The organism is Streptomyces hundungensis, from assembly GCF_003627815.1.
GTDB classification, from domain to species: Bacteria; Actinomycetota; Actinomycetes; order Streptomycetales; family Streptomycetaceae; genus Streptomyces; species Streptomyces hundungensis_A.
In genome coordinates this window covers 7,999,421-8,023,031 of sequence record NZ_CP032698.1, presented here as the reverse complement: position 1 = coordinate 8,023,031, position 23,611 = coordinate 7,999,421, and the positions used below count along the sequence as shown (strand labels likewise).

Here is a 23,611-nt window from a genome sequence, read left to right as displayed (position 1 = left end):
GTCACCAGCCCTCCGCGAGCCTTCGGGAATCCTTCTCTGTCATCTTTGCGTGGCCGATAACTCACCCGGCGAGCTGATCCAATTGGCGCGTGCCGGGCACCTGCTGCCAGAGTGCGCGACAGATAGACATTCCCGCGAGTCCACGAGAGAGAAGGAGGAGGGTAAGCCATGAAGGCAGCCCGCCTACTGGCTTCCATCGGCATGGCCACCCTGCCCGTGGCCGGTCTCATCCCCGCCACCGCGGCCCCGGCCAACGCGACATCGCACGTGACCTGCCAGATCGGTAAGGGCGGCTCGTTCAGCACGGTCGGCATCCAGTGCAACCGCCAACTTCCCTCCGACAGGGCCACCACGGTCACCCTGCGAAATCAGGCCGACCACGAAACCTGGCACTGTCTGAACAATCCCCCGGTGTACTTCTTCGTCAACCCGGCCAGCACCCTTGCCCATCAACTCAAGGCGGAAGAGGGAAACACATACGTCGGAACACACTGCACACGACTGAGTTAGCCGCTCACGGGCGAAGAGTGGGCAATGTGGAAGCCGTTGTTACCGAAGGGGACGAGTGCGGAGGGGGCGCTCGTCCGGGTTGGTCGCGGCCATCAACGCGAGGCCGCGACCGCACCCCCGCACCGGTTTTCGTTAACCCTTTGCCGAGGGGCCGATGGGCCAGCTACGTTCTCCCAGCCGTCCGATATGGCTCGGGACCGGTGTTGTCGACGAGGAGGTGTGGAGCACATGCGCAGGAGTGCCCAGCAGTTGAGTCCGCGTACTGTCCTTGGCCACTTCCTCACGACGGAGACACCTTGTCGCCTCGCATCACCCCACTGACCGACCCCGCTCACGGCCCGAACAGCCGGCGTCTTGCATGGCTGGCGTCCGACGCCGATTCCATCCCCGTCGGAACCGCCTTTCTGCGCCTGTTCAACAGTCCCGGACAGGAGCACCTGGCCGAGCTGACCGTCGGTGTCCATCCCGCGGAACGCCGCAAGTGCGTCGGTTCCCAACTCGTCGACGCCGCCGTGGCCGCCGCCCGGGCGGATGCCCGACGCTGCGTCATCGCGCAGGCCGAGGCCGGATCGCCGGGTGATCACTTCCTGTCGGCCCGCGGTTTCAGGAAGGTCCTCACCCTGAGGTTCTCCCGCCTGCCGCTGGCCCAAGCGGACACCACCAGCCTCGCCCGTATCGTCGAGCGTCCGCATCCCGGATACCGGTTGCTGTCGTGGCACGGAACCGTGCCCGACGGCCTCGCCGAGACGTTCGCCGACTCGCGTCGCGCCATGGACGACATGCCCATGGACGACACGGACTACGGAACGGTGGCCTGGGACGTGGATCGCGTCCGGGCCGCGGCGAAGGCTGTCGAACAGCGCGGCGACCACCTGCACACCGTCGTTGCCGTCGACGTCTCCGACGACTCGATCGCCGGGTTCACCGAACTGGTCGTCCCCGGCGATGGCAGAGGCGATGGCCAGCACTACGGCACCGGCGTGTTGCCCGAGCACCGTGGACACGGCCTCGGCCGATGGATGAAGGCCGAGTCGATCCGAGACGCTCATGGGCGCTATCCCGACCTCGGCGGCCTCCTGACCGACATCGCCGAAAGCAACACGCCCATGAGGCAGATCAACGACAGCCTCGGCTACGTGCCGACGCACACGACACTCCAGTACCAACTCGACCTCTAGCGGCGGACGGACGGGCCGGACATCACATCGTCCGGCCCGCCCATGCTTCGGCCACACGGCCGTTCCCCCCGCCGATGCGACAGGCGTCAAGACGCGGGGGCGTCGGAAACGATGCGGCTACCCGGTGAACTTCCAGTCGACGTAGATGGCCCTCTCATCCTGGCTGGCGAAGTGCCTGAAGAGACCCGGCGACAAGTCGAGCCCCGCGTAGGAACAGGCGGGGCACTCATCCACGATGGTGGCGGTGGCCGACTTCCCCTTGTACGTGATCTTGATGTGCTTTCCGCACTGCGGGCCCGGGTAGCCGGCACCGAATTGAGCGGAGTTGAGGGCGACGACGAAGTCTTCGTCATTGCTGACCTTGCCGCAGGCGCCCAGCCCGGTGGAGTAGAAGGTCGCGCGGGCGTTGGTGAACCCCTTCTTCGGATCCCCGGTGGGGCAACCCATCGACTCGACGGCGTCGTCGACCGCCACGGTCGCCTCGGGCTCCGGAACGCCGGCCACCGTGGCCTGCGGCGCAACCACCACAGTGGCCTGCGGTTCCGGCGCGCCCGCAACCGTCGCCTGGGGCTCGACTGCCACGGTCGCCAGCGGCTCCGGCACACCGACCACGGTCGCCTGTGGCTGCGGCTCCTCCTCGGCACGGCCCGGCTTCGGCGGCTTGGTCGTGGGGTCCGGAGTGGGCTCCTTCGGCGGCTTCGTGGTGGGTGCGGGTGTCGGCTCCTTCGGAGCCTTCGTCGTCGGATTCGGAGTCGGCTTCTTCGAAGGTTTCAGCGTGGGCTTCGGTGAACACCCGGCCGGAGCGGCGAGGCCCGTGCTTTCCGATGCCGAGGCGGAAACGGTGATCACGGCGGCGGAGGCGGTCGCCAGTATGGAGGCAAAGGCGGCGGTCAGTATTCGTCGTTGTCTCATGGTTCGCTCGAGACTGCCCGGGCCCGCTAACGCCCGACTAATGCCCGGTTCCGTCCAGGAAGTGGATACCCCGCGTACTCCCCGAGCGAGCGGGCTCAATCCCATCAACTGGTCTGGACCTACCCGCGGACGATGTCCCAGACTGCCGTGATGGACGAGTCACGGCACGCCCCGAGCCTCGACATCCCGCTGCACCGTCTCGAAGTCCCCCTCCCCCACCTCCTCCCCTTCGCCATCGGCACCTTCGACACCATCGGGGCGCTCTCGCGGGCCAACTTCCCTCACCGTCACACCTTTTACGAGATCGTGTACGTCACCGGCGGCCACGGCGCCCACGTCCTCGACTCGATCCAACGTCCCCTGAATCCACCGCAGTTGTGCGTCATCGCGCCGGGCCAGATACACCATTGGGCGGACGCCGAGCAGCTCACGGGACACGTCGTGCTGTTCAATGAGGACTTCCTGCTCTCACGGCCCCAGGACGTGGCCGCACTCCGGTCCCTGTCCTCCGTGCCCGGCCACGCTCCAGGCGATCAGTCCCAGCCCATCGAAGCGCTCCTGGCCGACATGGCGGCGGAGCACCGGGACCTGCGGCCCGGCTACCGGAAGCTGCTCCGTGCGAGTCTGCACATCCTCATCGTGCGGGCGCTGCGCACCTGTTCGTCCGCCGAGGAGACGGCGACGCACAGCCGCGCCACCGAGGTGGCGGCAGACTTCGGCCGCCTCCTGCGGCTGCCCGGCGGCGTCTGCCGCTCGGTCGACTCGTACGCGCAGCAGCTCGGCATGTCCGCAGGCCATCTGAATGCCCTGGTGCGGCAGTCGACGGGCCTGACACCAGGCGGCCTGATCCGCCTACAGAGGACCCTTGAGGCAAAACGCCTGCTCCTGGCAACGCAATTGTCTGTCCGTCAGGTCGGCAGCGCGGTCGGATTCCGGGACCCCGCCTACTTCTGCCGGTTCTTCCGGCGGGAGACCGGTATGTCGCCCGGCGAGTTCCGCGCCGGTGCCGGAGGAAATCACCACGATCCCCGGATCGAGTCCATCGCGGCCGACCCGGACGGCTCATAGCTTGACTGCTGGCACCTCAGGCAGCCCCTCGCCGGTCACAGCACGGGCGGCCCGCCCTGCCGCGGCACAGCGAACCGAGCCCTTCGTCGAGCACACACGTCTCCACCGCCCTCCAGGAGGTCAGCGATGTCCGCTTCCGATGAGCCGACCGAAACACCATCCGCCGAAGACGCCAAGTCCCGCCACATCAGCCGCAAATCGGTGCTGCGCGCCGCGGCAGCCCTGGGCGCGACGCCCCTGCTCCTTCGTGGCGGCGTGGCCCTGGCCCGTGATCGCGGTACCTCGGCCGCGCCTCTGGAGACCACTCCGCAGTGTCACGACGGGGACGGGCCGACCGTCGAGCAGATCGAGGGCCCCTACTTCAAACCCAACTCGCCCCTGCGCAGCTCGCTGATCACCGCCAGCACGCCGGGCACGCGTCTCACGGTCAGCGGGTACGTCTTCAACCGAAGCTGCCGACCGATCTCCGGCGCGCTCCTCGACTTCTGGCAGGCCGACGACAACGGCGACTACGACAACACCGGTTACTCGTTCCGTGGCCACCAATTCAGTACCGGCCAGGGCGCGTTCAGCCTGATCACGATCGTGCCCGGGCTCTACCCGGGCCGCACGCGCCACATCCACGTCAAGCTGCAAGCCCCGGGCGGCCGAATCATCACCACCCAGCTGTACTTCCCGGGCGAGCCCCGCAACAGCACGGACACCATCTTCGACGCCCGCCTGCTCATGAACGTCCGCCAGGTCGGCCCGGCACGCGAGGCCACGTACGACTTCGTCCTGGACGCCCCCGCGGGCCCGACCACCCCGCCGACCACACCTCCCTCGGGCACGTGGGCTGCGGGAACGGCCTACCGCGCCGGCGACGTGGTGACCTACGCCGGTGTCTCCTACCGCTGCCTCCAGGCCCACACCGCCATCCCGGGGTGGGAGCCCCCGAACGTCCCCGCACTCTGGCAGCGCGCCTGACGCAGTCCGCGCCCCCCGCCCTTCGCTCGCACCACCCGCCCCCGTCCACCCCACAGCTCGACCAACCGCCTTTGGTGGCGCGTCAGTTGCCCTTCGCCGCCGACTCGTCGAAGAACCGGATGATCCGGGGCACGGCTTGGAGAACCGACCCGTTGTGGTCGTAGTCGCCGACGTCGGTCACTCGCGGAGCCGCGTCGTTCTGCCTCAACTGGGCGGCGCAGTACGCCGTGTGGCCGGGGTCGACGTCCTTGTCGCCCCGACCGTAGAAGATCTCCACCGGTACGTCGGGCCGCCAGTCACAGGTGTGGTCCATCGGGCGCAGCCTGTCCTTCAGGACACCGTCGGGCTTGCGGACCTTGTTCAGGAAATCCTCCTTGAACAGGACCTTGGAGGTCGTCGGGAGTACCTTCGTGATGTCCTTGGGGGTGTGATAGCCGTCGAAGAGACCCTCCACGTCGTCGGCGTAACCGGAAGCGAAGGCATCATTGGGCGAGGCGTACAGGCCGTACATCCTGTTCCAGGCGGTCACGAAGTAGGCGAGATAGAGGCCGGAGTTGTTGATCTCGTCGTTTGCTGCGGCGGCCTCGAAGACGGAGAGGTTGTAGGGGCCGCTGACCGGTGCGAGTGCTCCCAGCCGGAAGTAGCGGTCGGCGCCCTCCTGTTGTAGCGCCCGGCCCACCAGCATGGTCGCGGGGCCACCCTGCGAGAAGCCGCTGACGTCCACCTTCCGCTCCAGTTCCCGGCCGTTGCGGTGGGCCACGGCCCGCGCCGCCCGCAGGCCGTCCACCGAGGCCGCGACGGTGGCCGCGGGGTCGCCGTAGGGGTGGAAGCCTTCGCCCGAACCGAGGCCGACGTAGTCGGGTGCGGAGACCGCTCGCCCGGTCGACGCGAGCAGGAGGGCGACGAGCCGGTCGGTCGACTGCGGATTCTCCGAGGCGACGTCCTTGCGGTAGACGGTGGTGCCGTGCAGCCAGGAGACGGTGGACAGATGGCGCGCCCCGTTCTTGGGCAGCACGACGAGTTGGCTCGCCGTCGTGCGGGCGCCCCCGCTGTCCGTGGTGCGGTAGGTGACCCGATAGGCGGTTACGCCGTAGCGGACCTGGGACGAGTCGATCTTCCCCTGAAGCTGTCCCGCCACTTGCTCCGCTGTGAGGTCGACCGCTCGCTCGACGGAGACGACGGCCCCTCCTTGTAACTGCGCGCCGGAAGAGTCCGCGGTCGCCGAGACCGGTGCCATGAGGGCGGATACGGTGCCGAGGGCCGCCGCGCCGACCAGGATGCGTGCTTGTGTACGCCGTGAAGTCATGGCTGGATCATGCCTGCCGACCGCTGTGCCGGGACATGGAGCGGCCCCCCGGCTCCTCCAGGGGGCCAGCCCCCTCAGGGTCCCTAAGGGGTGTCGCATGTCCCGGCCCCACGGGACGGGCGCGGCCGGTGCCACCCCCGGCAGGTGGTGCACCACGGGGACGGCACACAACCGGCGGCCCGCCCCCGCCGGGCGTCACGCGGCCTGGAGGGCGCCCTCGTGGGAATGGTGCGCGGCGGTGTCGGTGAGTTGATGGCGGGCCACGGCGAGGGCGGCGCCGATGTCCCGGGTGCCGGTGGACACGCACAGGGTGTAGGCGAGGTCGTCGAGCCGCCGCTGCACCTCGGGGGTGCCGGCGTGTGCGACCTGCGGAACGCTCAGGGTCTCGTACTGCTCGATCAGGTTCTTCAGGACCGCGGGGTGGGCCATCAACATCCGTTTCGTCCCTTTTGTCATGGTGTGTAGGTTTCGTGTCCCGTCTGCCCCGAATCGTGGCCATCACACATGCCGAAGCGGGGGCGGCCAGGACCGGGGGGGCGACAGCCAATATCGGCGCGGCCAGTGGAGAGGACCTGGAGGGAAACCCGATGCCGGAATCGGTCCTGGCGCGCCGGACGCAGCCCCGCCCCCGGCACCGGCGATGCGCCCCGAAGCCCACCCCTGCGGCCTGGCTCCGCCCTCGCCCCCCGCCGAACAAATCCGTGCTCCCGTGCTCAGGCCGTCCGGGACAGTCGCCTCAGTACGTCCTGTGCCCGCTCCCCTTCGCGCACGCCGTCCACCACGGCCTGGTGATAGGCGCGGCTGTCCTCCTCGGAGTGGCAGGGCACGGGGCTGCCCACGAGGGCGTACCACTCGGAGGCGCCGGAGTACTGCACGGCGAGGTGTGCCTCGTGGTCCGACCAGGTGGTGTGGATGGTGAGGTCTCCCTGCATCTGGCCGAACTCCTCGGCCTGCACGACGCCCGGAAGTACATGGATGCCCACCGTGGTCCAAGATGCCCAGGCCATGTTCTTCCCTTGCTTCGCAGGAGTACCGGGCGACGCCTGGCCCGGTTCCCTCAAGTCTCACCCCTCACGGCCCACTGTTCACTTCGGGACACTCGCCACCGCCAACCGGAATGCCTCGGCTTCCGGACTCCCACGGTTGCGCTGCGCCGTCGGGGCGGGCGCGGTTCGGCTGCCGGGTCCGGCCGGGGGCTGTAGGGGTGCGTCCGGTTCACGCCGGAGCGGTCTCGATCCGCTGCCCTCGCGCGCGGCCGGTCCCGCCCAGCTTTCGCGACGGGCAGGGACGGGCAGGGACGGGCAGGGACGAGATCCCTGCATTCGGGGGAAGTTTTCGCGCAGCCTCCCGCGTTCCAGACGCCCAGGGTGTTCGGGCGACGGGGACGCGCTATGTCTGTCCGGTGAGCAAGATCCGGTCCCGTACCGCCGCCACGCTCGTGGTGTGCGCCGTTACCCTTTGCGGCCTTCCCGGCCCTGTCGCCGTAGCCCGCCCGTCCGCTCCCGTCCTCGACGCCGTCGTCACCGCCGTCCCGGCAGCGAAGCTGGGCCTCAGCTGGCATCCCGGCTGCCCGGTCCCGCCGTCCGGCCTGCGGCTCGTGCAGATGAATCACTGGGGCTTCGACGACCAGGTCCACCGTGGCGAACTCGTCGTGCGCGAGCGGGCGGTGGCCCCGCTGCTCGAGGTGTTCGGTCGGGCCCTGCAAGCGAAATTCCCCATTCGGCAGATGCGGGTGATGGCCGAATTCGACGGCGACGACGAGGCGGCGATGGCCGCCGACAACACCTCGGCCTTCAACTGCCGCGCGGTCACCGGCGATCCGTCCCATGTCTCGGAGCACTCGTACGGGGACGCGGTGGACATCAACACCCTGGAGAACCCGTACGTCGACGTGAACGAGGAGGTGTATCCGGAGGCAGGTGCGGCCTTCCTGGACCGGTCCCAGCAGGCGAAGGGCATGATCCACCCCGGGGACGTGATCACCCATGCGATGAGCGAGGCCGGCTGGCAATGGGGTGGCCGCTGGGACCCGCCGGACTACCAGCACTTCTCGGCCAACGGGCGCTCGGCGTGACCCCCTGAGCGGGCACATGCGACCTGGCGTGGGGGGCCTCGCATCGAAGGGCAACGCATCGCAGTGAAAGCAGCGCTTTACGCACGGTGCAACCGGCGACGGACGCCGACGGCGCTCAGGTCCCTCCGGGCAACGGTTGCTCCGGGCGCTTGCTGAAAGACGGGCCGGTACCAGGCGGGCCAAAGAGCTGGTGTGCAGGGCCGAGGGAACCAGGTAACGTCATTGTCGTATGTCCAGACGCCGATTTACGAGTGCGAGCGTGACGGGCTCCCGATGACGTCGCGAGACGCGCCCCCGCCCGTCCCCCACCCCTGAATCCGCAGATCACTTCACACCCTTACCGGAGCACCCATGACCGTGAGCAAGAACATCAACAACCCCGTGGGCATGGGTGGCGGCCAGCGCAAGCGGCTGTCCCGCGCCGAACGGCAGAACAACGGCCCGCACCGCAACCTCGACCGCCAGAGTGCCGCCGACCAGAAGGCCGAGCTGGTGCGCAAGATGCGGGAGAAGGCAGGCACCGCGGAGAACGACGCGCAGGCGAACGACGACGCCGCACAGAGCTGACGCCGCCGCCGCCCGCTCCCGCGCTTAAGCACTGGCTTACGGCCGCGCCGGCTGAACGGAACGCTGAGCGGAACGCTGGACGTCATGCGGGGAAGGTGAGCAAACGAAGCTCGGCGTCCAGCGTGCGGATCAGCTCACCGACTCGTCCGCCGCCGCTCGGCGCCTCAGGGAAGCGTTTGAGCACGTCAACGACGGTGGGTGTCGCACGCTGCACCATCTGCTCAAGCTGCCCGGCGCCCACACTCCGATCGTCACCGGCGACCAGTTCGGCTGCTCTGGCGGCGTAGGCGCCGGCGCCCAGAATGTGCTTGACCTGGGTGGCCTTGGCCAAGGGGTGCAGGTAGGCGGCGCCTGCCGCGGACATCGCTGCCCAGGCCGCCTCGCGCGCCGCAGCACTGTCCGCGCTCTTGGCCGCCTTCAGGGCAGCCGACGCGGTGTCGCGCAGAAGCTTTCCCCGTTCGCCGCCCCGGGCGAACTCCCACGCGGCACAAACAGCATCCCGCGGCCGCGAGTCCCCCGGCTGATCGGCCTCGAATGTCTCGAGCGCTGCCTCCGCACACGACGCCGCGAACTCGACGACCGCACGAAGGTCCTGCTTACTCAGAACGATCTCGCTCACTTCCGCTGTCACCGTCCCATCTTCCATGATGGGAACGGTAGTTGGGGCGGACGCAGAACCTTCGCGCGCTGGTGACCGCACAACGAGCGGAAACCGGCGAACGTTCGGGGGGCGTGCACTGGGCACCCCGCCTACCTAACAACCAGACACCCTGGGCCAGTTGATCGTCATCTCAGAGGTACACCCACGCTGTTCTGCCAGCGGTGAACACAGGCCCGACCGAACGCGACGATCATTACAGTCCAGTCGCATGACGACGGTTACCACGCGCACAGTCGAGTACCAGGCCGACGGTCTGACGATGATCGGGCACCTCGCCCTCCCGGCCGGTGTCGACCGTCGGCCCGCGGTGCTGCTCGGACCCGAGGGCATGGGGCTCAGCGACGTCGAGCGCCGCCGGGCCGACGCGCTCGCCGAGCTGGGATACGTAGCGCTGGCCTTCGACCTTCACGGCGGACGCTACTTGGGTGACCCCGAGGAGATGCTGGCCCGCTGCATGCCGCTGCTCGCCGACCCCGACCGGATGCGGGGCATCGGCCATGCGGCACTCGACGTGTTGCGCAGCGAACCGCGGACCGACCCCGACCGGATCGCCGCCGTCGGCTACGGAACCGGGGGCGCCATCGCGCTGGAACTCGGTCGCGACGGCGTCGACCTGCGCGCGATCGGGACGGTCAACGCGACCACCACGGGCCGACCGGGCGAGGCTGCGCGCATTCGCTGCCCGGTGTGGGCCGGGGTCGGGTCCGAAGACCCGATCATGGCGCCCGCGCAACGGGACACGTTCACCGCCGAGATGCAGGCCGCGGGTGTCGACTGGCGCCTCACGATCTATGGCGGCGCCTTGCACGCCTTCCACCACCCGCCGGTCGATCACCCCGCGGTCCCCGGCGTCGGCTACCACCCACGGCACGCGCAGCGAGCCTGGCGGGACGTCGTCGGCCTGCTCTCCGAATGCCTGCCAGTGCCCAACTGAGAGCGGGCCTCTGCTGTGCAGGGCGCCGGCTCACCATGCCCGTCCCGTGTCCCACGGAATCGGATAGGTCACGGTTCTCCGTGGCTCTTGGTCTCCTCCCCCGACCTTCCCCTGGACCTCCCCCTTCACCCTTGCCCCCGCCTCGTCCCAGGCGGGCCACTTGATGGGGTAGGCCGTCGAGTTCGGCTTGGCCCCGGGGCCGGTTCTGCCTTCGGACGCCGCACCCGCATCCGCATCCGAGTGCGTGCCGAACCCGACGATCAGCAGTACGGCCACGAACAACAGCAGACCACCTCCCGCAGTCCCTCCGAGATCCGGTAATCGGCGTACGTGCCCTCGAACCGCGGTGCCGTCCGCCTTCACGTACGGCCTCACCCATGTCGCCCTCACAGGCCTCTCCCCCTTTCACGACCGAAGCGCTTCACGCGCCGTCACCCACGACCATGACCCTCTGACCATGAAAGCAGACCCCACTGACACCCGGTCAGATGACGATCACGGGCGTTGATCCTTTTCGCCGCATACACCGATGCCCCCGACGCGGACTTGACGTCACGTCATCTCGAGACATCGCGTCCCGTGCCGACCTCGGCCTTTACCGAAGCCAGCGCCGAACCCGGACCCGGCCCCGGCCCCGGAAAGGCGAAGAAAGCCAAAGCCCCGAGGAGCGCCACACTTGACGCGATCATCAAGGTGCCCGGAAGGGACCAGGTCACGGCCGGTCCGGCGGCCGCCGCCCCCAGGGCGAATCCGGAAATCTTCAAGCTGGCACCCGTCGTGAAGATCTGGCCGCGCAGGTGTTCCGGGGACTCCCGATGGCGGATCGCGAACAGGGCTGCCAGTTGGGGCCCTTCACCGACCCCGGCCATGAGGGCGGCCACGATGAGCGCGACCGGTCGCCCCGACGCCGCCAAGGCCAGCGCGCCCGCCTGGACGAGAGCACTGGCCCAGATGATCGTGTCGGGGGTGACTGAGCGCGGGAACCGAGCCAGTACCGCACTGGCCGCGAGGGCGGCGACCGCGACGCAGGAGAGCAGCAACGTGCCACGGCCGGCTCCGCCCAGCACGCGCTCGCCCACGAGGGGCACGCTCGCCATCAACATGCCTTGAGCCACGCAGGAGTTGACCGAGATCAAGGTGGCTCGGGCCAAGGAAGACCTTGCGACGATGACCCGTATCCCGGCCCCTAGGTCGCTGGTCAACGAGGTGGGCCGGGGGCCAGGCGCCTCACTGGGGCGGCGGGGCAGCGTCCAGGCGGCGGGCAGGGCCAGCACGATGAGGATCGCGGAGGCCATCACCGACGCCGGTGCGCCCAGCATCTGGGCCACAGCGCCGGCCAGAGCAGGCCCGGCCAGGCTTGCCACGCTGAACGTCATCGCGTCGAGCACGTTCGCCCGGGCCAGGGAGCCGTCCGGGACCACGCGAGGGAGTTGGGCCGTCCAGCCACCCGACAGGGCCGGTCCCAACAGCCCTGTCAGTGCCGCGATCACGAGGGTGACCTCGAACGGTAACCGGCCAAGTCCCATGAGAATCACGGTCAATCCCACCCCGTACGTGACGATGGCCGCTGCCAACAGACGTCCCGGCCGCCTCGCTCTGTCGAGAAGCGTCCCGAGCACCGGTCCGCCGACCGCCGCGGAGATGGTGATGCTCGCGAGCAGGGACGAGGCCTCGATGGTCGACCCGGACAGAGCGAAGCCCGCCAGCATCAACGCCGGCCCTGACACCTCGTCCCCGGTACGAGCCGCCACTGCTCCCGCGAAATAGCTAGCGGTGGAGGTGGAGTAACGCGATTTCATCAGCAAGACGTTACGGAGGTAACTCAAACCTCAGCAAGATGCGTTACATTTCATCCGTGGCCTCCCCCAGCGACGACTGGTCGACCCGGCACTCCGTGCTCACCACAGCGCGGCGGACCGCTGCTCTGATCAACGCACTCATCGACGACCGGCCCGACCCGACCGAAGTCGCCGACGTGCTGCGCGCCTACGGGGAACCCGACCCCATCGACCTCGACCCGCGCGGCGTCGCCGGGATGCGTGAAGCCGCCACACTGCTCCGACAGGTCTTCGCCGCCGAGCACGCCGATGAGGCGGCAACCGTCCTCAACCGGCTCCTCCAGGAACACACGGGGCCGCTCCGCCTCAGCTCGCATCGCGGCAGCGCCCCGTGGCATCCCCACCTCGACCACGACGACGACGCGCCCTGGGACGAGTGGTTCCTCGCCTCGTCCTGCATGGCCCTGGCCGTACTCGTCTGGGACCGTCAACGGCCACCGGGCAGGATCTGCGCATCGTCCAGCTGCCAGAACGTCTTCATCGCCCAAGGCAGTGGCCCGGAACGTCGCTACTGCTCCCGCCGATGCGCGACACGCGAACGAGTCGCGGCACATCGACGCTCCCACGCCGCCGAGCAGTCAGGCGACATCGTGTAGGACAAACACCCAGGGGCCAAGGCGGCTTCATCCTCATCGGCGCCAACTCGCGTTCCACAGAACGGCGGTGGCTGGGAGAGGTGGGGGCTCCAGAGCCGTGACGGCCGCCGGAGGGGGCCCTGGGCAAGGCCCGGCGGACGGGAAGCCGTCCGCCGGGCCCGACCGTCAGGTGCGGTAGGCGAAGTACACCGCGTTGGGGTACGAGGCGATGAGGCTCGCCAGCGACTTCCGGTAGGTGTTGGTCGAGTGGTAGGTGAGGTACGGAGTTCCCGTGCTGCTCCGGTAGGTCACCATCATGGAGTGGTCCTTGGAGCCGTCCCGGTCGAAGTCCATCTGAAGGACGTCGCCGACGTCCATCTGGTAGACGTTGGCCAGGTTGGTCGCCCGCTGGTTGGAGAGCGTGAACCACGCGAAGTCGTTCACGCCGACCCAGGAGTTGGTCTGAAGGGCGCCGTCGTACCACCAGTTGCGGTAGTCGTCCGTCGAGCCGGGCACGTTCTTCCAGCCGCCGGCCTTGAGGGCCTGGCTGACGAAGTTGGTGCAGTCGCCGCCCGCGCCGTTGAACTGCCGGTAGGCCGGGTTGTACGACTTCCAGTACTTCTCGGCGTACGCGGCCATCGCGGCGTAGTCGTAACCCGTACCGGTCTTCGTCTTCGGATTCGCCGGAGCGGGGTACTTCGTGGACGCCGGGGTGCCGTCCGGGTAGGTCTGCCCGTCGTCCGTGACGACGGCGGTCTTGGCAACCGTCGGCTCGTTGACGGCGACCGGGCCGTTGTCCTGGGACTTGATCGACGTCAACTCCCAAGCGGATCCAGCGGTGTTGGTGAGCGCGAGCTCGTACCGCGTCCGGAAGCCGGTCGTGGCGGGCTCATCGCCACGGACCTTCTTGTACGTGAGCGTGGTGTCCTCGGTGACCTCCACGGTCGCCTGCTTGCCGGACACCGTGGCCTTGTTCACGGAGACGTGGGTGTCCGCGCCGGTGTAGCTCTCGCCGAGCGCGTTCAGCCGCGTCTTGCGCGACCGCAGCGACGCCAGTGCGGCGTCCTCTTCCCGCTTCAACTGCGCCGACATACGGGCCTTCGCACCGGTGGGCGCCGAGGTGTGGCGTCCGCCCCGGTCCTCGACCAGGGCCTGGCTGCGCTGCGAGAGAACGTCCCCGGCGATGCGGGCGAAGGTGCTGACGGTCGCGCCGTCCGCCGCGTGCGGCCGAGGCGCGGCGCTCGCGAACGAGGTCGGCAGGAACGCCGACGACAGGATCCCGGCCAAGGCGACGCCTAGGGCAGGTCGGAATGTCTTTGATATCACTATTTTCCCCTTGTCACCGGTCCACATGGACCAGGGGGATGGAATTTTGGCATAAGTCGCCGCGTCTTTGGACCCGTTCGGCGGCCGAAACCCGACCCCCGGTCTCACGGCGGGGATAAGAGCCGGAATCCGCGGCCGCGTGGTGTGTGCGTCCGCCGTGCTCGGGCAGGCGCATGGGGCACGACGACGGCGGCGGGACCAGACGGTCGCGTCACCGCCCGAACAGCAAGGAGGACGCATGACGAACGAGTACGACGGCGAGGTCATCGGGGTGGCTTCGAAGCAGGGCCGGCCCGATGGCGCCACGGGTCCCTTCGCGTTCGACCCCGCCGTGGTGGATCGTTACCGGGCCGGCGATGTGGTCGAGCACGGCAACGTCCGGTACCGCGTCGGCAGGACCCCGCCGTCCGGAACCCCGGGTACTGAAGCGGCCGTCGGCTACACGCCGACCGAAGTCGACATCTGACGGGACAGCGGGCGGAATCCTCACAGGTGCGGGGCTCGGCGGAGTACGCCGGGCCCCGCATCCGTACTGCCGATTTCTGCTGGTTCCGCGCTATTTGAGCAAAACGCGCAGACCGCTCCACACCTGGCTGCTGCCTCCACGACCACGGGGTGTGGTGCGAGAGGGGCGACCGGGGGGACTTGTGGTGCGACAGGCGTGCCAAATAAGTTCTATATTCATACCAACTATCCACACGCACGGCGGCTACGGCGACCATGGGGGACACGACTGCGATGGCTGACACCGACGACGCCTCCCGTGTCCCGGCGGAGTCCCGGGCCGTCCGCAAGGCGCGCAGGAAGGCGCAGAACCGCAAGAGGTTCGGAGTCGGCGCCGCCATCCTCACGCTGGGCGCGACCGCGGCCACCGCGTACGCCCTCACCGCGGGCAGCCCGTCCGACGCCGCCGAGCAGAGCAAGAAGTCCTCGGCCTCCCCCTCTTCCGGACCGGCCGGAAAGGCTGGCCCCGCCAAGGGCAAGGACGAGGCCTGGGACGGCAAGACCAAGGTGCTCGGAGACGGCTCCACCTCCTACACCGGCCCGCAGCCCGGCCAGCTCAAGCCGCAGCGGCTGAAGCCGGGCGAGAAGCCCCCGCAGTTCGTGGTCTTCTCCTGGGACGGCGCGCTGGAGGGCGACGACCACCTCTTCTCGCACTTCCGTCAGGTCGCCGAGGCCAACAAGGCGCACATGACGTTCTTCCTGACCGGCATCTACCTGCTGCCCGAAAGCAAGCGGATGCTGTACCGACCCCCGCAGCACAGCCAGGGATCGGCCGCCATCTCCTACCCCACCGTCGAGCACGTGAAGACCACCCTGGAGCAGCTGCGGGGCGCCTGGGCCGACGGCGACGAGATCGGCTCGCACTTCAACGGCCACTTCTGCGGCCCCAAGGGCGGCGGCGACTGGAGCCCCGCCGAGTGGAAGAGCGAGATAGACCAGGCGTACTCGTTCGTGAAGACGTGGAAGACCAACACGGGATTCACCGACGAGGCGCCCCTCCCCTTCGATCCCGACCGCGAGGTCGTCGGCGGCCGTGCCCCCTGCCTGGAAGGGCAGAAGAACCTCATCACCGCGATCAAGCCGTACGGCTGGCGCTACGACGCGAGTTCCTCCGGTGACTTCCAGCTGTGGCCGAACAAGCTCGACGGCATCTGGAACTTCCCCCTGCAACTCATGCCGTTGCAGGACAAAGAGGTGCAAGTCCTCTCCATGGACTTCAACTTCCTCTACAACCAGTCCGGCGAGAGCACCCAGGGCGACCCCTCGAAGTACGCGGCGTGGCTGGAGCAGACCCGGAAGTCGTATCTGAACGGCTTCAACCGCGTGTACAACGGCAGCCGGGCCCCGATGTACATCGGCAACCACTTCGAGGACTGGAACGGCGGCATCTACATGAAGGCCGTCGAAGACGTCATGAAGGACGTCTGCCCCCGCGAGGGCGTGCGCTGCGTGTCGTTCCGCGAACTGTCCGACTGGCTGGACGCCCAGGACCCGAAGGTGCTGGCCCAACTGCGCCTGCTCGATCCGGCCCAGGCACCGGACTGGAAGACGCTGGTCAAGTAGGCCTGACCGGGGTGCGGTTGCCCCGCCACGCCTACTTCACGGCCTTGATGTAGTCCGACCAGAGCCGCACCGCTCGTTCACTGCCAGGGGTGTTGCGTGCGTCGCCGCCGAGGCCCGTCAGGGGCAGCGGAACCAAATCGGTCAAGGACATCCGGTAGATGACCACTGCCGTCGATTCCTGCGCGGTGTTGGCCGCGAACCAGCCCGCCGTGTTCCCGGCGGTGGTACCGGTCTTGCCCCCCGTGCCGGGCTCCGCCGTGCGGGCGCTCTTCGCGGTCCCTTGCGTCACCGCGTCCCGCAGGGCGTCCGTCACCGCGCGCGCGGCCTTGGCCGACATCGCGCGGGTCGGTTCGGGCTTGTCGAGGGGCATCGCGGCGCCGTTGCGGGAGATGGCGCGCACGGAGTACGGCTCGGTGTGCATGCCTTGGGCGGCGAAGGTCTCGTAGGCGCCGGCCACGCGGATGGCGCTGGGCGTCGAGTTCTCGCCGAGGGCGAAGGCCGGGACGCGCGGGCCCAGGCTCGACGCGAGCAGCCCCGAGCGCTCGGCGAGCGCGTCGACCCGGTCGAGCCCGACGTCGAGGCCGAGTTGCAGCATCGGGGTGTTGACAGAGTTGGCGATGGCCTGGCGCAGGGTGACCTGCCCCCAGTTCCGGCCGCCGTCGTTGTGTCCCTTCGCCACCTTGCCGCCGCGGTCCCAGTACGGGCCCTCGGGCGTCTTCACCGTGACGTCGTCGTTGCCGTTGTACTTGGCGGACGGGCTGATCGGGGTGCGGGGCTTGTCGCGGGCGCGCACGATGCCGTCGTCGAGCGCGGTGGCGTACACGAACGGCGTGAAGACCGTCCCGACCGGAACGGTGGTCGCGTTCGACTCGTTGAAGCCCTGCTTCAGATAGTCGGGGCCGCCGTAGACGGCGAGCAGCCGGCCGTCGGGGGCGACGCTCGCCGCGCCGATCTTCGCGTGAGCGTCGGTGGCGGGCCGCCGGGTGGCGTCGAAGCCCTTCTGCGTCTTCTGCACGGCGGCGGTCAGAGCCGTCATGCGGGACTTGTCGAACGTCGTGTAGATCTGGTAGCCGCCCAGGTCGAAGTCGGCGTCCTTGATGTGGCCGGCCTTGATCGCGTACGCCTTGGCGAGTTCGACCAGGTAGCCCGACTGTCCCCTGGCGTCGCCGGTGACGGTCGGCGCCAACGGCTCGGGAAACTTGGTGTACTTCGCGCGTTCGGCACGGGTGAGGACGCCGGTGGAGACCATCCGGTCCAGGGTCCAGCCCCAGCGTTCCACCGCGCGGTCGTGGTTGTCCTTGCTGATGGCGGGGTCGAAGAGCGCGGCGCCCTTGAGGAGCGACGCCAGGAAGGCGCCCTCGCTCGGGTTGAGCTGCGAGACGTCCTTGCCGTAGTACGCCTGTGAGGCGCGCTGGATGCCGTACGTGCCGCGCCCGAACCAACTCGTGTTGAGGTAGTCCTGGAGTATCTGTTTCTTGCTGGTCTGCCGGTCGAGCTTCACGGCGAGCAGGATCTCGGTGAACTTCCGCGAGACCGTGCGGTCCTGGTTGAGGTACGCGTTCTTCACGTACTGCTGGGTGATGGTCGAACCGCCCTGGGACTCGCCGCCCGTGACCGCGGCCTTCAAGGCGCGCAGGATGCCATAGGGCGAGACCCCGGAGTCGCTGTAAAAGCTCGCGTTCTCGGCCGCGAGCACCGCGCCCTGCACCTGCGGGGGCACCTTCTCGAGCGGCATCTCCTGCCGGCTCACCCAGCCCGTCCGGGCCATCTTGGAGCCGTCGGCCCAGTAGTAGACATTGTCCTGCTGCGTCGCAAAAGTATTGAGATCGTCCGGTATGTCGGTGGTCGCGTACGCGTAACCGATCAAGCAGCACAGACCGAGGAACCCGGAGCCGACCAGCCCGAGCCACTGGCGCCAGGACGGGATCCAGCGCCGCCAGCCGGCGCGGCCGGGCCGGGGGTAGGCGGGCCGCAGACGCGGCGGCACGGTGCGCAGGAAGGCGACGAGCGGCGCGAGCGACCGCCACCACCCCGCCATCGCGGCACTCGGGCCACGCTTGACGGCCGCGCGCCGACGCCCACGAGCGACGTCGTGGCCGTCTTCCTCGCCGCCCTGCCGCCCCTGCCCAGCCCCACCGCGCCTGCTCACACCCAGTGTCCCCTCTACGGCATTTCCACCCACACCCTAGAACAGGAGTGCGCAGTGATCACCGAGAGGTGGCGGGTTGGTGCGGATTGTGGTGGTTGGGGGTGTATGGGCGCGAGTAGGCCGGCCCGGTCCTTCTCAGAAGCCTTCCCGGACACCTTCCCGGTGAGCTTCCCTGACGGCGGTTGTCTCAGGACGTCTCCTCAAGGGTGCAGCGCGGGATCGATCTCGACCAGGATTCCGCGCAGCTGCTCAGCCCCTCGGGCAAGTCGGTCGTCCGAGTCCTGCAAGATCTCCTCACACACGCGTATCGCGTGGTCCCTGTCGATGGAGAAGACGCCGAATACGTCGTTGACCGCGGTGTGGATCCAGTCGCTGTGGTTCGGGTCGGCGGCCGCCAGCGCGGACGCGACTATCGTCAGCCCGCTCCTGTCCTTTCGCCGAAGCAGGGACTCCGCGGTCACCCGGGTGACCGCGGGTGTCCTGCGGATCCAGCACGAGGTCGAGGAGCAGCCCGAAAGCCTCCGGCGCGTCCGCGAGGGCCGCCAGGGCGCTGCCGGCATCGGCCCGGTCTCGATAGTGGCGACTCCGCCCGAGCTCGCTCAGCGCCAGGACGGCGGCTTGCCTCAACCCTCTGTCCACCTGCATCGCCACCCCTTCGGCGTTTGGAGCAACGTAACACCGTGATGCCACAAGGGGGTTCATGGGTCAGCGCGAAGATCGGCCCTCGCAGAGTCCCGTTCGGACGGCCGCCATCATGTCGTCGTTCTGAGCCTGCGTGCCGCCCGGATAGAGGTTCACCATGGCCGTGGCCTGCCTTCCATCGACCGTGGCCGCGCCCACTGCCTGGTAGCCGGGGACGCCTCCGTCGTGACCCCAGGCGAGGCCGCCGCAGGGCAGGGGGTGGCTTTCCAGGCCGAGGCCGTACGCGCCGCCGTCCGGGCTGCCGGTCGGACGGGTCTTCATCATCTGCCGGAGCCCGGTGGGCGCGAGCAGCTTTCCGCGTACGAGTGCGTCAAGGAAGCGGTCCAGGTCGGCGCCGCTGGAGATCATGGAACCGCTGGCGCCCGTGATCGTGGGGTTCAACGCGGTGATGTCCTTGAGGGGCGCGTCCTTGCCCGGCCGGGCGTAGCCGCGCGGGTGCGGTCCCCGGATCGCCGTGTCGTCCCCGTGCGGGACGGACGTCTGACGCAGGCCGAGCGGTTCGATGATGCGTCGGCGGATCTCGTCGCCGTAGGTTCGGCCCGTCACTCGCTCGATGATCATGCCGGCGACCAGGTAGCCCGTATTGGAGTAGCTCCAGTCGGTGCCAGGCTCGAAGGCCCGGGGGTGTGCGAGCGCCAGCCTTACGAGGTGGCGCGCGTCGTAGTGCGCCCGGGGGTTGTTGAGGACGTCCTCCGGCTTGAGGTAGTCGAGGTAGTCGGGGAGGCCGCTGGTGTGCTGGAGGAGTTCGCGGACCGTGATCTCGCGTCCGTCGTTGCCGTGGCCACGGACGACACCGGGAAGGTAGCGCTCCACGTGCGCGTCCAGGGCCACTCGCCCCTCCCCCACCAGCTGGAGCATGACGGTGGCCACGAACGGCTTGGTCATACTGCCGATGCGGAACCGGCCGTCCCCGCGCATCGGCGCCTGATTTTGTACGTCCGCGACGCCACTGGTCAGAACCTCGCCACCGGACCGGTCCCGTAATGCGACGAGCGCGCCGGGGCCGCCGTCCTTGGTGGTCAACCGGTTGAGTACGTAACGGAGTTGGGGGTGGTCGGCGGGGGCGTGCGTGGCGGCGTGAGCAGGGGCTTGGGTGGTGTGCCCCACCGTGCTCGGGTCGTAGGAAGAGGCTTGGGCGTTCCGTGCGGCGTCCTGTGCGGCGGCGTTCTGGTGCGACGCCATGTCGCCGCCGGGCACGCAAGCCGTGCCGCCGACCGCCGCCACCAACGCCAACAAGCCGCCCAACGCGCTGTGGTTCCGAGTCATGTGTGCGTCCTCGCCGTGGGTGCCGTCGTGGTCCGGCGCACGCGTCGTACTCGGGTCGACTCGTCATCCTGGGTCGCCCCCATGCCGTCCGGGGCCGCGTGGCGTACTCGGGTCGAGGTGACATCCTGCGCCACCCCCATCGTGTCCGGGGCCCACGGGTCAGCGCGATGGGGCGAGCGCCAGGACCCGGGGTAGGGGCAACCCCCCACGCCTTGAGATGGCCGGCGTACCCCGACAAGACCCAACTCACTTGACCTCAAGTTGAATTGAGGTTCTACCGTCGATCTTGTTGCACCGGCCTCAAGCAACCACTCACAACCACGCACAACCACACGAGCCACACGCACAACACCGAGGAGCACACCATGGAGTACTCGCACAGCGACGCCGAGCTGATCAAGCAGCCCATCGGGTACTGGAGTTGGGCCGCCTACAAGGCCGTGGTCACCCGTACACGGGGGGCTCTCGACGAGATCGGCACCACCCAGCCGCAGTGGTGGGTTCTCGCCCAGGTTGCACGCGCCGAAACCGTCAAGACGCGCGACGAGGTGGCCCGGACCCTCCGGGGGTACCTCGACACGGGCCCCGAAGCCATGGAATCGGAGATTGACCGGACGATCACCGAGGGGTGGATCACCGAGGACGCCGAGGGGCGCCTGGGCATCACGGCGGAGGGCAGGGCGTTCTACACGAAGACCGCCGCGCTCCAGGACGAGTTGCAGGCCGAGCGGCACGCGGACATCTCCGACGCGGAGTACCTGACCACGCTCAAGGTGCTGCAACGGTTCATTCACAACACCGGCGGCGACGCTTGGCACCACTGACGTACGGCCGCCGAACGCCCCCCGCGCTCCTCAGCGGCCGCTCGCCCACCCCGCAACGAAGCCCGGGCAACCGCCGCCCGGGCTTCGTTCCGTCACCGCTCAACCCACCTGCGTCGGCGAGGAGATGACCGCACCCCGGTCGCGCGGGTCCGGCACCCGGTGGCGGAGGGGCGCGAACGCCAGGAGGTAGCACAGACCGCCGAGCGGCAAGAAGTTCAGGTTCGCCGCGATCGCGACCGTGCCCAGGACGAACAGGACGAGCGGGCGCACGGCACCGGAACCTCCGAGGGCGGCGAGCAGCGCGATCATTCCGAGGTACAGGAAGAGGGGAACGACGGTGTAGACGACCGGCAGGACGCCTGGGACGTCCTGCACCCGGGTGAAGAGTTCGCTCATCTCCGGCTTGTCGGCGGCCCGGAACCCCACGTAAAGGTCGATCAGCGCCTGGACCGCCGCCGCGCCCACACCCGCCAGGGCGACCGCCCACGCCACCCTCGCCACTCGCCGCCGGACGGCCCCGGCGGCAACGACCACCGTGCGGCGCAGACCGCCGCAGAGCACCCCGAAGAACAACACCCCGCCAAAGAAGGCGAGATGCCCGGTGATCCATGCCGCGCCGGGCTCCCTGGACCCCTCCACCAGAAGGCGGATCGATCCGTAGACGACAAGGAGGGCAGGGGCCGCGACGTAGGAGAGCCGGGTGAGTCGTACTGCTCGATCTGTCATGCCCCCACCTTGTCGCCCGGACCTGCCGCCCGCCATCGGTGATCACCCTGACAACACCCCTACGGAATGGCGGAGTTGAGGCTCTTGGCGCAACGCACGTCCACACCGGGCACCGCGTGAAACCGCCGCACGACCCCGGACAGAATCGACCTTGCGATGCACATACGACCGTACGTATTCTGCGTCCGTGCCCGGCACCGCTGGGTCCGCGTGCCGTGCCGCGAAAGGGATACCTCCATGTCGAATGCCAACCGCACCCCCGAAACGGCACCCGGCGCCCCGCCGGGGCCCACCGCCCAACAGGTCGGCGCCGCCCTAGGGGTGGCGGTGGTCGGAGCGGTGTTCTTCCACTCCTTCCGCACGGGCTCCGCCTCGGGTGACACGGCACGGGCGGCGGGTCACGCGTTCGCGCTGACGTCACTGACGGGCTTCGCCATCGCGGCACTCGCGGCCGTGCTGGTGTTCCTGCTGCCGAAGGTGGCGACGACCCGGGCCTGACGGCACGGTGGCTCGGGGGCCGGGGCGCCCAGGGCGGGTGGACTCACGCCCTCGTCTTCAGGAGGTCTTCCACGGTGCGGCGCACCTTGGTGACCGCACTCTCGTCCCCGAGCCGCAGCGCCGTATTGGCCGCGCAGAGCACGGAGTCGATCTGGAAGACCGCGAGATCGACGTCGAGTTCCGCGATCTCGCGTGCCGCGACGGCGTTCCGCAGTTCCATGGCGAGGGTGTCGAGCCACTCCCGCTGGTTGCCGAACAGCGCGTCGCGCACCGGTCCCGGCCTGCTGTCGAAGCGGGCCATGTTCGCCACGCGGAAGCAACCGCCTTCGAACAACGGCGTCGTGGCGTAGCCGAACCAGTGCTCGACGAGGGAGCGCAACCGCTCGACGCCCGGGGCGGCGTCCGTCGCGGGGTGGATCACGGCGTCGATGAACATGACGCGTGCGTAGTCGATCGTGGCGAGCTGGAGCGCTTCCTTCGACTTGAAGAGCGTCTGGATGCCGGCCTTGCTCATCCCCGTATCCGTGGCGAGGCGGCCGAAGCTCACATCGTCCAGCCCGTCGAGGGAAGCGATGTCGACGGCACGCCGCAGCACGGTGTCACGCGCCCGCGCCCCTTTGATCAGGCGCTTGTCGGTCAGCGGCACCGCGCCCGACCGACCGCCGGACATCGACTTCGACACCCCGGTATCCATACGGTCGATCGTACCCGGAGGGCTTGCGGGGCCGGTGTCGCGCTCCTGGCGACGCCTGCGTTCACGGCGTGCGGCGGGCCAGGACCGCGGCCAGTGCCCGGACCATCGCGGTCGCCATCACGGCCTGACCGGACGTCGTGAAATGGATGCCGTCCGCGCTCAGCAGGTTCTGCCGGGCGTTGACGGGGTGGTCCCACATGTCGACGACCACGGCGCCGTACGCGCGCGCGAGGCGGCGGGTGATGTCATTGAGGGTGACCACGCGCTCCGTCCAGTCCGGGAAGACCGGCACCACATAGGCGCGCCCCAAGGTGAACGTGGTGAGCTGGGCGCCGGTCGCCGCGGCCTGGTCGTACATCGCGCGCATGTCGCGCTCGATCTCGTCGAAGTCCGGCGAACGGCGCAGGAGGTCATTGGCGCCGCACGGCAGGTGCAGCAGATCCGGGACGAACTCCCTTACGCGGTCCATCTGTTGGCCGAGTGTGTCGCGCGTCGTGGCCCCGACCACGGCCGTGTTGAGGTAGCCCAGATCCGGCCTGACCTGCCGCAGGATGTCCCCCATCCGCTCGGACCAGCCGCCACTCCCATAGCCGGCGCTCCGGTCCCCCGTCCCCGCGGAGAGACTGTCGCCGATCACGGCGTAGCGCAGCCAAGGGGCGTCGAAGAGCATCCCTGCCGCTTCGACAGCGGCCAGGCAGAGCGGATCGGTCTCCTCGGTGAAGGTGCAGGCCCTCGAAGTCATACTCAAAGAATGCGGTCGACCGTATGTT

General features: G+C 69.0%; 25 protein-coding genes. 12 read left to right on the top strand and 13 right to left on the bottom strand.

Annotation, left to right across the window (positions count from 1 at the left end; genetic code table 11):
• Positions 1-168: 168 nt before the first annotated feature.
• Together DWB77_RS35685 and DWB77_RS35680 are read left to right on the top strand one after the other, a co-directional pair.
• Positions 169-510, top strand: coding sequence for a hypothetical protein (locus DWB77_RS35685; RefSeq protein WP_120726723.1), 342 nt, complete (start codon positions 169-171; stop codon positions 508-510).
• A 296-nt stretch (positions 511-806) separates the two neighbouring features.
• Positions 807-1,688 carry a GNAT family N-acetyltransferase gene (locus DWB77_RS35680; RefSeq protein ID WP_120726721.1) on the top strand — a complete coding sequence of 294 codons (882 nt, stop codon included), beginning with the start codon at positions 807-809 and terminating at the stop codon, positions 1,686-1,688.
• 117 nt (positions 1,689-1,805) lie between these two features.
• On the opposite strand, the gene DWB77_RS38090 is transcribed toward DWB77_RS35680, so the two are convergent.
• Entirely contained in the window at positions 1,806-2,600 is a 795-nt protein-coding gene (locus DWB77_RS38090; protein WP_162952686.1) for an RlpA-like double-psi beta-barrel domain-containing protein, read from the bottom strand.
• Between the two features lie 132 nt (positions 2,601-2,732).
• Here DWB77_RS38090 and DWB77_RS35670 point away from each other — a divergent pair, with 132 nt between their 5' ends.
• Both DWB77_RS35670 and DWB77_RS35665 read left to right on the top strand, forming a co-directional pair.
• The gene (locus DWB77_RS35670; RefSeq protein WP_120726717.1) at positions 2,733-3,668 is read left to right on the top strand and encodes a helix-turn-helix domain-containing protein; all 936 of its coding nucleotides are present in this window, start codon (positions 2,733-2,735) and stop codon (positions 3,666-3,668) included.
• 126 nt (positions 3,669-3,794) lie between these two features.
• Positions 3,795-4,634 carry a carbohydrate-binding protein gene (locus DWB77_RS35665; RefSeq protein WP_120726715.1) on the top strand — a complete coding sequence of 280 codons (840 nt, stop codon included), beginning with the start codon at positions 3,795-3,797 and terminating at the stop codon, positions 4,632-4,634.
• 82 nt (positions 4,635-4,716) lie between these two features.
• Here the strand turns inward: DWB77_RS35665 and DWB77_RS35660 are convergent, their stop codons facing one another.
• From DWB77_RS35660 to DWB77_RS35650, 3 genes are all read right to left on the bottom strand, one after another.
• Positions 4,717-5,940, bottom strand: coding sequence for a lipase family protein (locus tag DWB77_RS35660; protein WP_120726713.1), 1,224 nt, complete (start codon positions 5,938-5,940; stop codon positions 4,717-4,719).
• 195 nt (positions 5,941-6,135) lie between these two features.
• The gene (locus DWB77_RS35655) at positions 6,136-6,375 is read right to left on the bottom strand and encodes a DUF5133 domain-containing protein (protein ID WP_120726711.1); all 240 of its coding nucleotides are present in this window, start codon (positions 6,373-6,375) and stop codon (positions 6,136-6,138) included.
• A 278-nt stretch (positions 6,376-6,653) separates the two neighbouring features.
• Positions 6,654-6,947, bottom strand: coding sequence for a hypothetical protein (locus DWB77_RS35650; RefSeq protein WP_120726709.1), 294 nt, complete (start codon positions 6,945-6,947; stop codon positions 6,654-6,656).
• 395 nt (positions 6,948-7,342) lie between these two features.
• Between DWB77_RS35650 and DWB77_RS35645 the strand changes: the two genes are divergently transcribed.
• Positions 7,343-8,014 carry a M15 family metallopeptidase gene (locus DWB77_RS35645; protein ID WP_246033754.1) on the top strand — a complete coding sequence of 224 codons (672 nt, stop codon included), beginning with the start codon at positions 7,343-7,345 and terminating at the stop codon, positions 8,012-8,014.
• Between the two features lie 351 nt (positions 8,015-8,365).
• On the top strand, positions 8,366-8,581 hold the full coding sequence (locus DWB77_RS35640) for a DUF6243 family protein (protein WP_120726705.1): 216 nt from the start codon (positions 8,366-8,368) through the stop codon (positions 8,579-8,581).
• Between the two features lie 82 nt (positions 8,582-8,663).
• Here DWB77_RS35640 and DWB77_RS35635 read toward each other — a convergent pair whose 3' ends face one another.
• A complete protein-coding gene (locus DWB77_RS35635; RefSeq protein WP_120726703.1) occupies positions 8,664-9,227 on the bottom strand; it encodes a putative immunity protein in 564 nt (187 codons plus the stop codon).
• A gap of 223 nt (positions 9,228-9,450) precedes the next feature.
• Here DWB77_RS35635 and DWB77_RS35630 point away from each other — a divergent pair, with 223 nt between their 5' ends.
• Positions 9,451-10,176 carry a dienelactone hydrolase family protein gene (locus DWB77_RS35630; protein WP_120726701.1) on the top strand — a complete coding sequence of 242 codons (726 nt, stop codon included), beginning with the start codon at positions 9,451-9,453 and terminating at the stop codon, positions 10,174-10,176.
• A gap of 557 nt (positions 10,177-10,733) precedes the next feature.
• Here DWB77_RS35630 and DWB77_RS35620 read toward each other — a convergent pair.
• Entirely contained in the window at positions 10,734-11,975 is a 1,242-nt protein-coding gene (locus DWB77_RS35620) for an MFS transporter (RefSeq protein ID WP_120728617.1), read from the bottom strand.
• A gap of 38 nt (positions 11,976-12,013) precedes the next feature.
• Here DWB77_RS35620 and DWB77_RS35615 point away from each other — a divergent pair, with 38 nt between their 5' ends.
• Entirely contained in the window at positions 12,014-12,610 is a 597-nt protein-coding gene (locus DWB77_RS35615; RefSeq protein ID WP_120726699.1) for a CGNR zinc finger domain-containing protein, read from the top strand.
• 165 nt (positions 12,611-12,775) lie between these two features.
• Here the strand turns inward: DWB77_RS35615 and DWB77_RS35610 are convergent, their stop codons facing one another.
• Positions 12,776-13,867: an amidase domain-containing protein gene (locus tag DWB77_RS35610; protein ID WP_428985206.1), complete on the bottom strand. Its 1,092-nt coding sequence runs from the start codon at positions 13,865-13,867 to the stop codon at positions 12,776-12,778.
• Positions 13,868-14,153: 286 nt separating this feature from the next.
• On the opposite strand from DWB77_RS35610, the gene DWB77_RS35605 reads away from it, so the two are divergent.
• Positions 14,154-14,381 carry a hypothetical protein gene (locus DWB77_RS35605; protein WP_120726695.1) on the top strand — a complete coding sequence of 76 codons (228 nt, stop codon included), beginning with the start codon at positions 14,154-14,156 and terminating at the stop codon, positions 14,379-14,381.
• Between the two features lie 272 nt (positions 14,382-14,653).
• Entirely contained in the window at positions 14,654-15,982 is a 1,329-nt protein-coding gene (locus DWB77_RS35600) for a hypothetical protein (protein ID WP_246033752.1), read from the top strand.
• A gap of 31 nt (positions 15,983-16,013) precedes the next feature.
• On the opposite strand, the gene DWB77_RS35595 is transcribed toward DWB77_RS35600, so the two are convergent.
• The 3 genes from DWB77_RS35595 to DWB77_RS35585 form a co-directional block, all read right to left on the bottom strand.
• Positions 16,014-18,020 (bottom strand): transglycosylase domain-containing protein, encoded by a 2,007-nt coding sequence (locus DWB77_RS35595; RefSeq protein ID WP_120726693.1) that lies wholly within the window; start codon positions 18,018-18,020, stop codon positions 16,014-16,016.
• Between the two features lie 311 nt (positions 18,021-18,331).
• On the bottom strand, positions 18,332-18,691 hold the full coding sequence (locus tag DWB77_RS35590) for a hypothetical protein (protein WP_216826889.1): 360 nt from the start codon (positions 18,689-18,691) through the stop codon (positions 18,332-18,334).
• Between the two features lie 145 nt (positions 18,692-18,836).
• The gene (locus DWB77_RS35585; protein ID WP_246033751.1) at positions 18,837-20,099 is read right to left on the bottom strand and encodes a serine hydrolase domain-containing protein; all 1,263 of its coding nucleotides are present in this window, start codon (positions 20,097-20,099) and stop codon (positions 18,837-18,839) included.
• Between the two features lie 365 nt (positions 20,100-20,464).
• On the opposite strand from DWB77_RS35585, the gene DWB77_RS35580 reads away from it, so the two are divergent.
• On the top strand, positions 20,465-20,923 hold the full coding sequence (locus tag DWB77_RS35580; protein ID WP_120726691.1) for a MarR family winged helix-turn-helix transcriptional regulator: 459 nt from the start codon (positions 20,465-20,467) through the stop codon (positions 20,921-20,923).
• A 99-nt stretch (positions 20,924-21,022) separates the two neighbouring features.
• Here DWB77_RS35580 and DWB77_RS35575 read toward each other — a convergent pair whose 3' ends face one another.
• Complete coding sequence (locus tag DWB77_RS35575; RefSeq protein WP_162952685.1) at positions 21,023-21,649, bottom strand: hypothetical protein; 627 nt, start codon at positions 21,647-21,649, stop codon at positions 21,023-21,025.
• A 237-nt stretch (positions 21,650-21,886) separates the two neighbouring features.
• On the opposite strand from DWB77_RS35575, the gene DWB77_RS35570 reads away from it, so the two are divergent.
• The gene (locus tag DWB77_RS35570; protein ID WP_216826888.1) at positions 21,887-22,147 is read left to right on the top strand and encodes a hypothetical protein; all 261 of its coding nucleotides are present in this window, start codon (positions 21,887-21,889) and stop codon (positions 22,145-22,147) included.
• A 43-nt stretch (positions 22,148-22,190) separates the two neighbouring features.
• On the opposite strand, the gene DWB77_RS35565 is transcribed toward DWB77_RS35570, so the two are convergent.
• Both DWB77_RS35565 and DWB77_RS35560 read right to left on the bottom strand, forming a co-directional pair.
• Positions 22,191-22,841 (bottom strand): TetR/AcrR family transcriptional regulator, encoded by a 651-nt coding sequence (locus DWB77_RS35565; protein ID WP_120726687.1) that lies wholly within the window; start codon positions 22,839-22,841, stop codon positions 22,191-22,193.
• A 61-nt stretch (positions 22,842-22,902) separates the two neighbouring features.
• Positions 22,903-23,583 carry an SGNH/GDSL hydrolase family protein gene (locus DWB77_RS35560; RefSeq protein ID WP_120726685.1) on the bottom strand — a complete coding sequence of 227 codons (681 nt, stop codon included), beginning with the start codon at positions 23,581-23,583 and terminating at the stop codon, positions 22,903-22,905.
• Between the last annotated feature and the right edge of the window lie 28 nt (positions 23,584-23,611).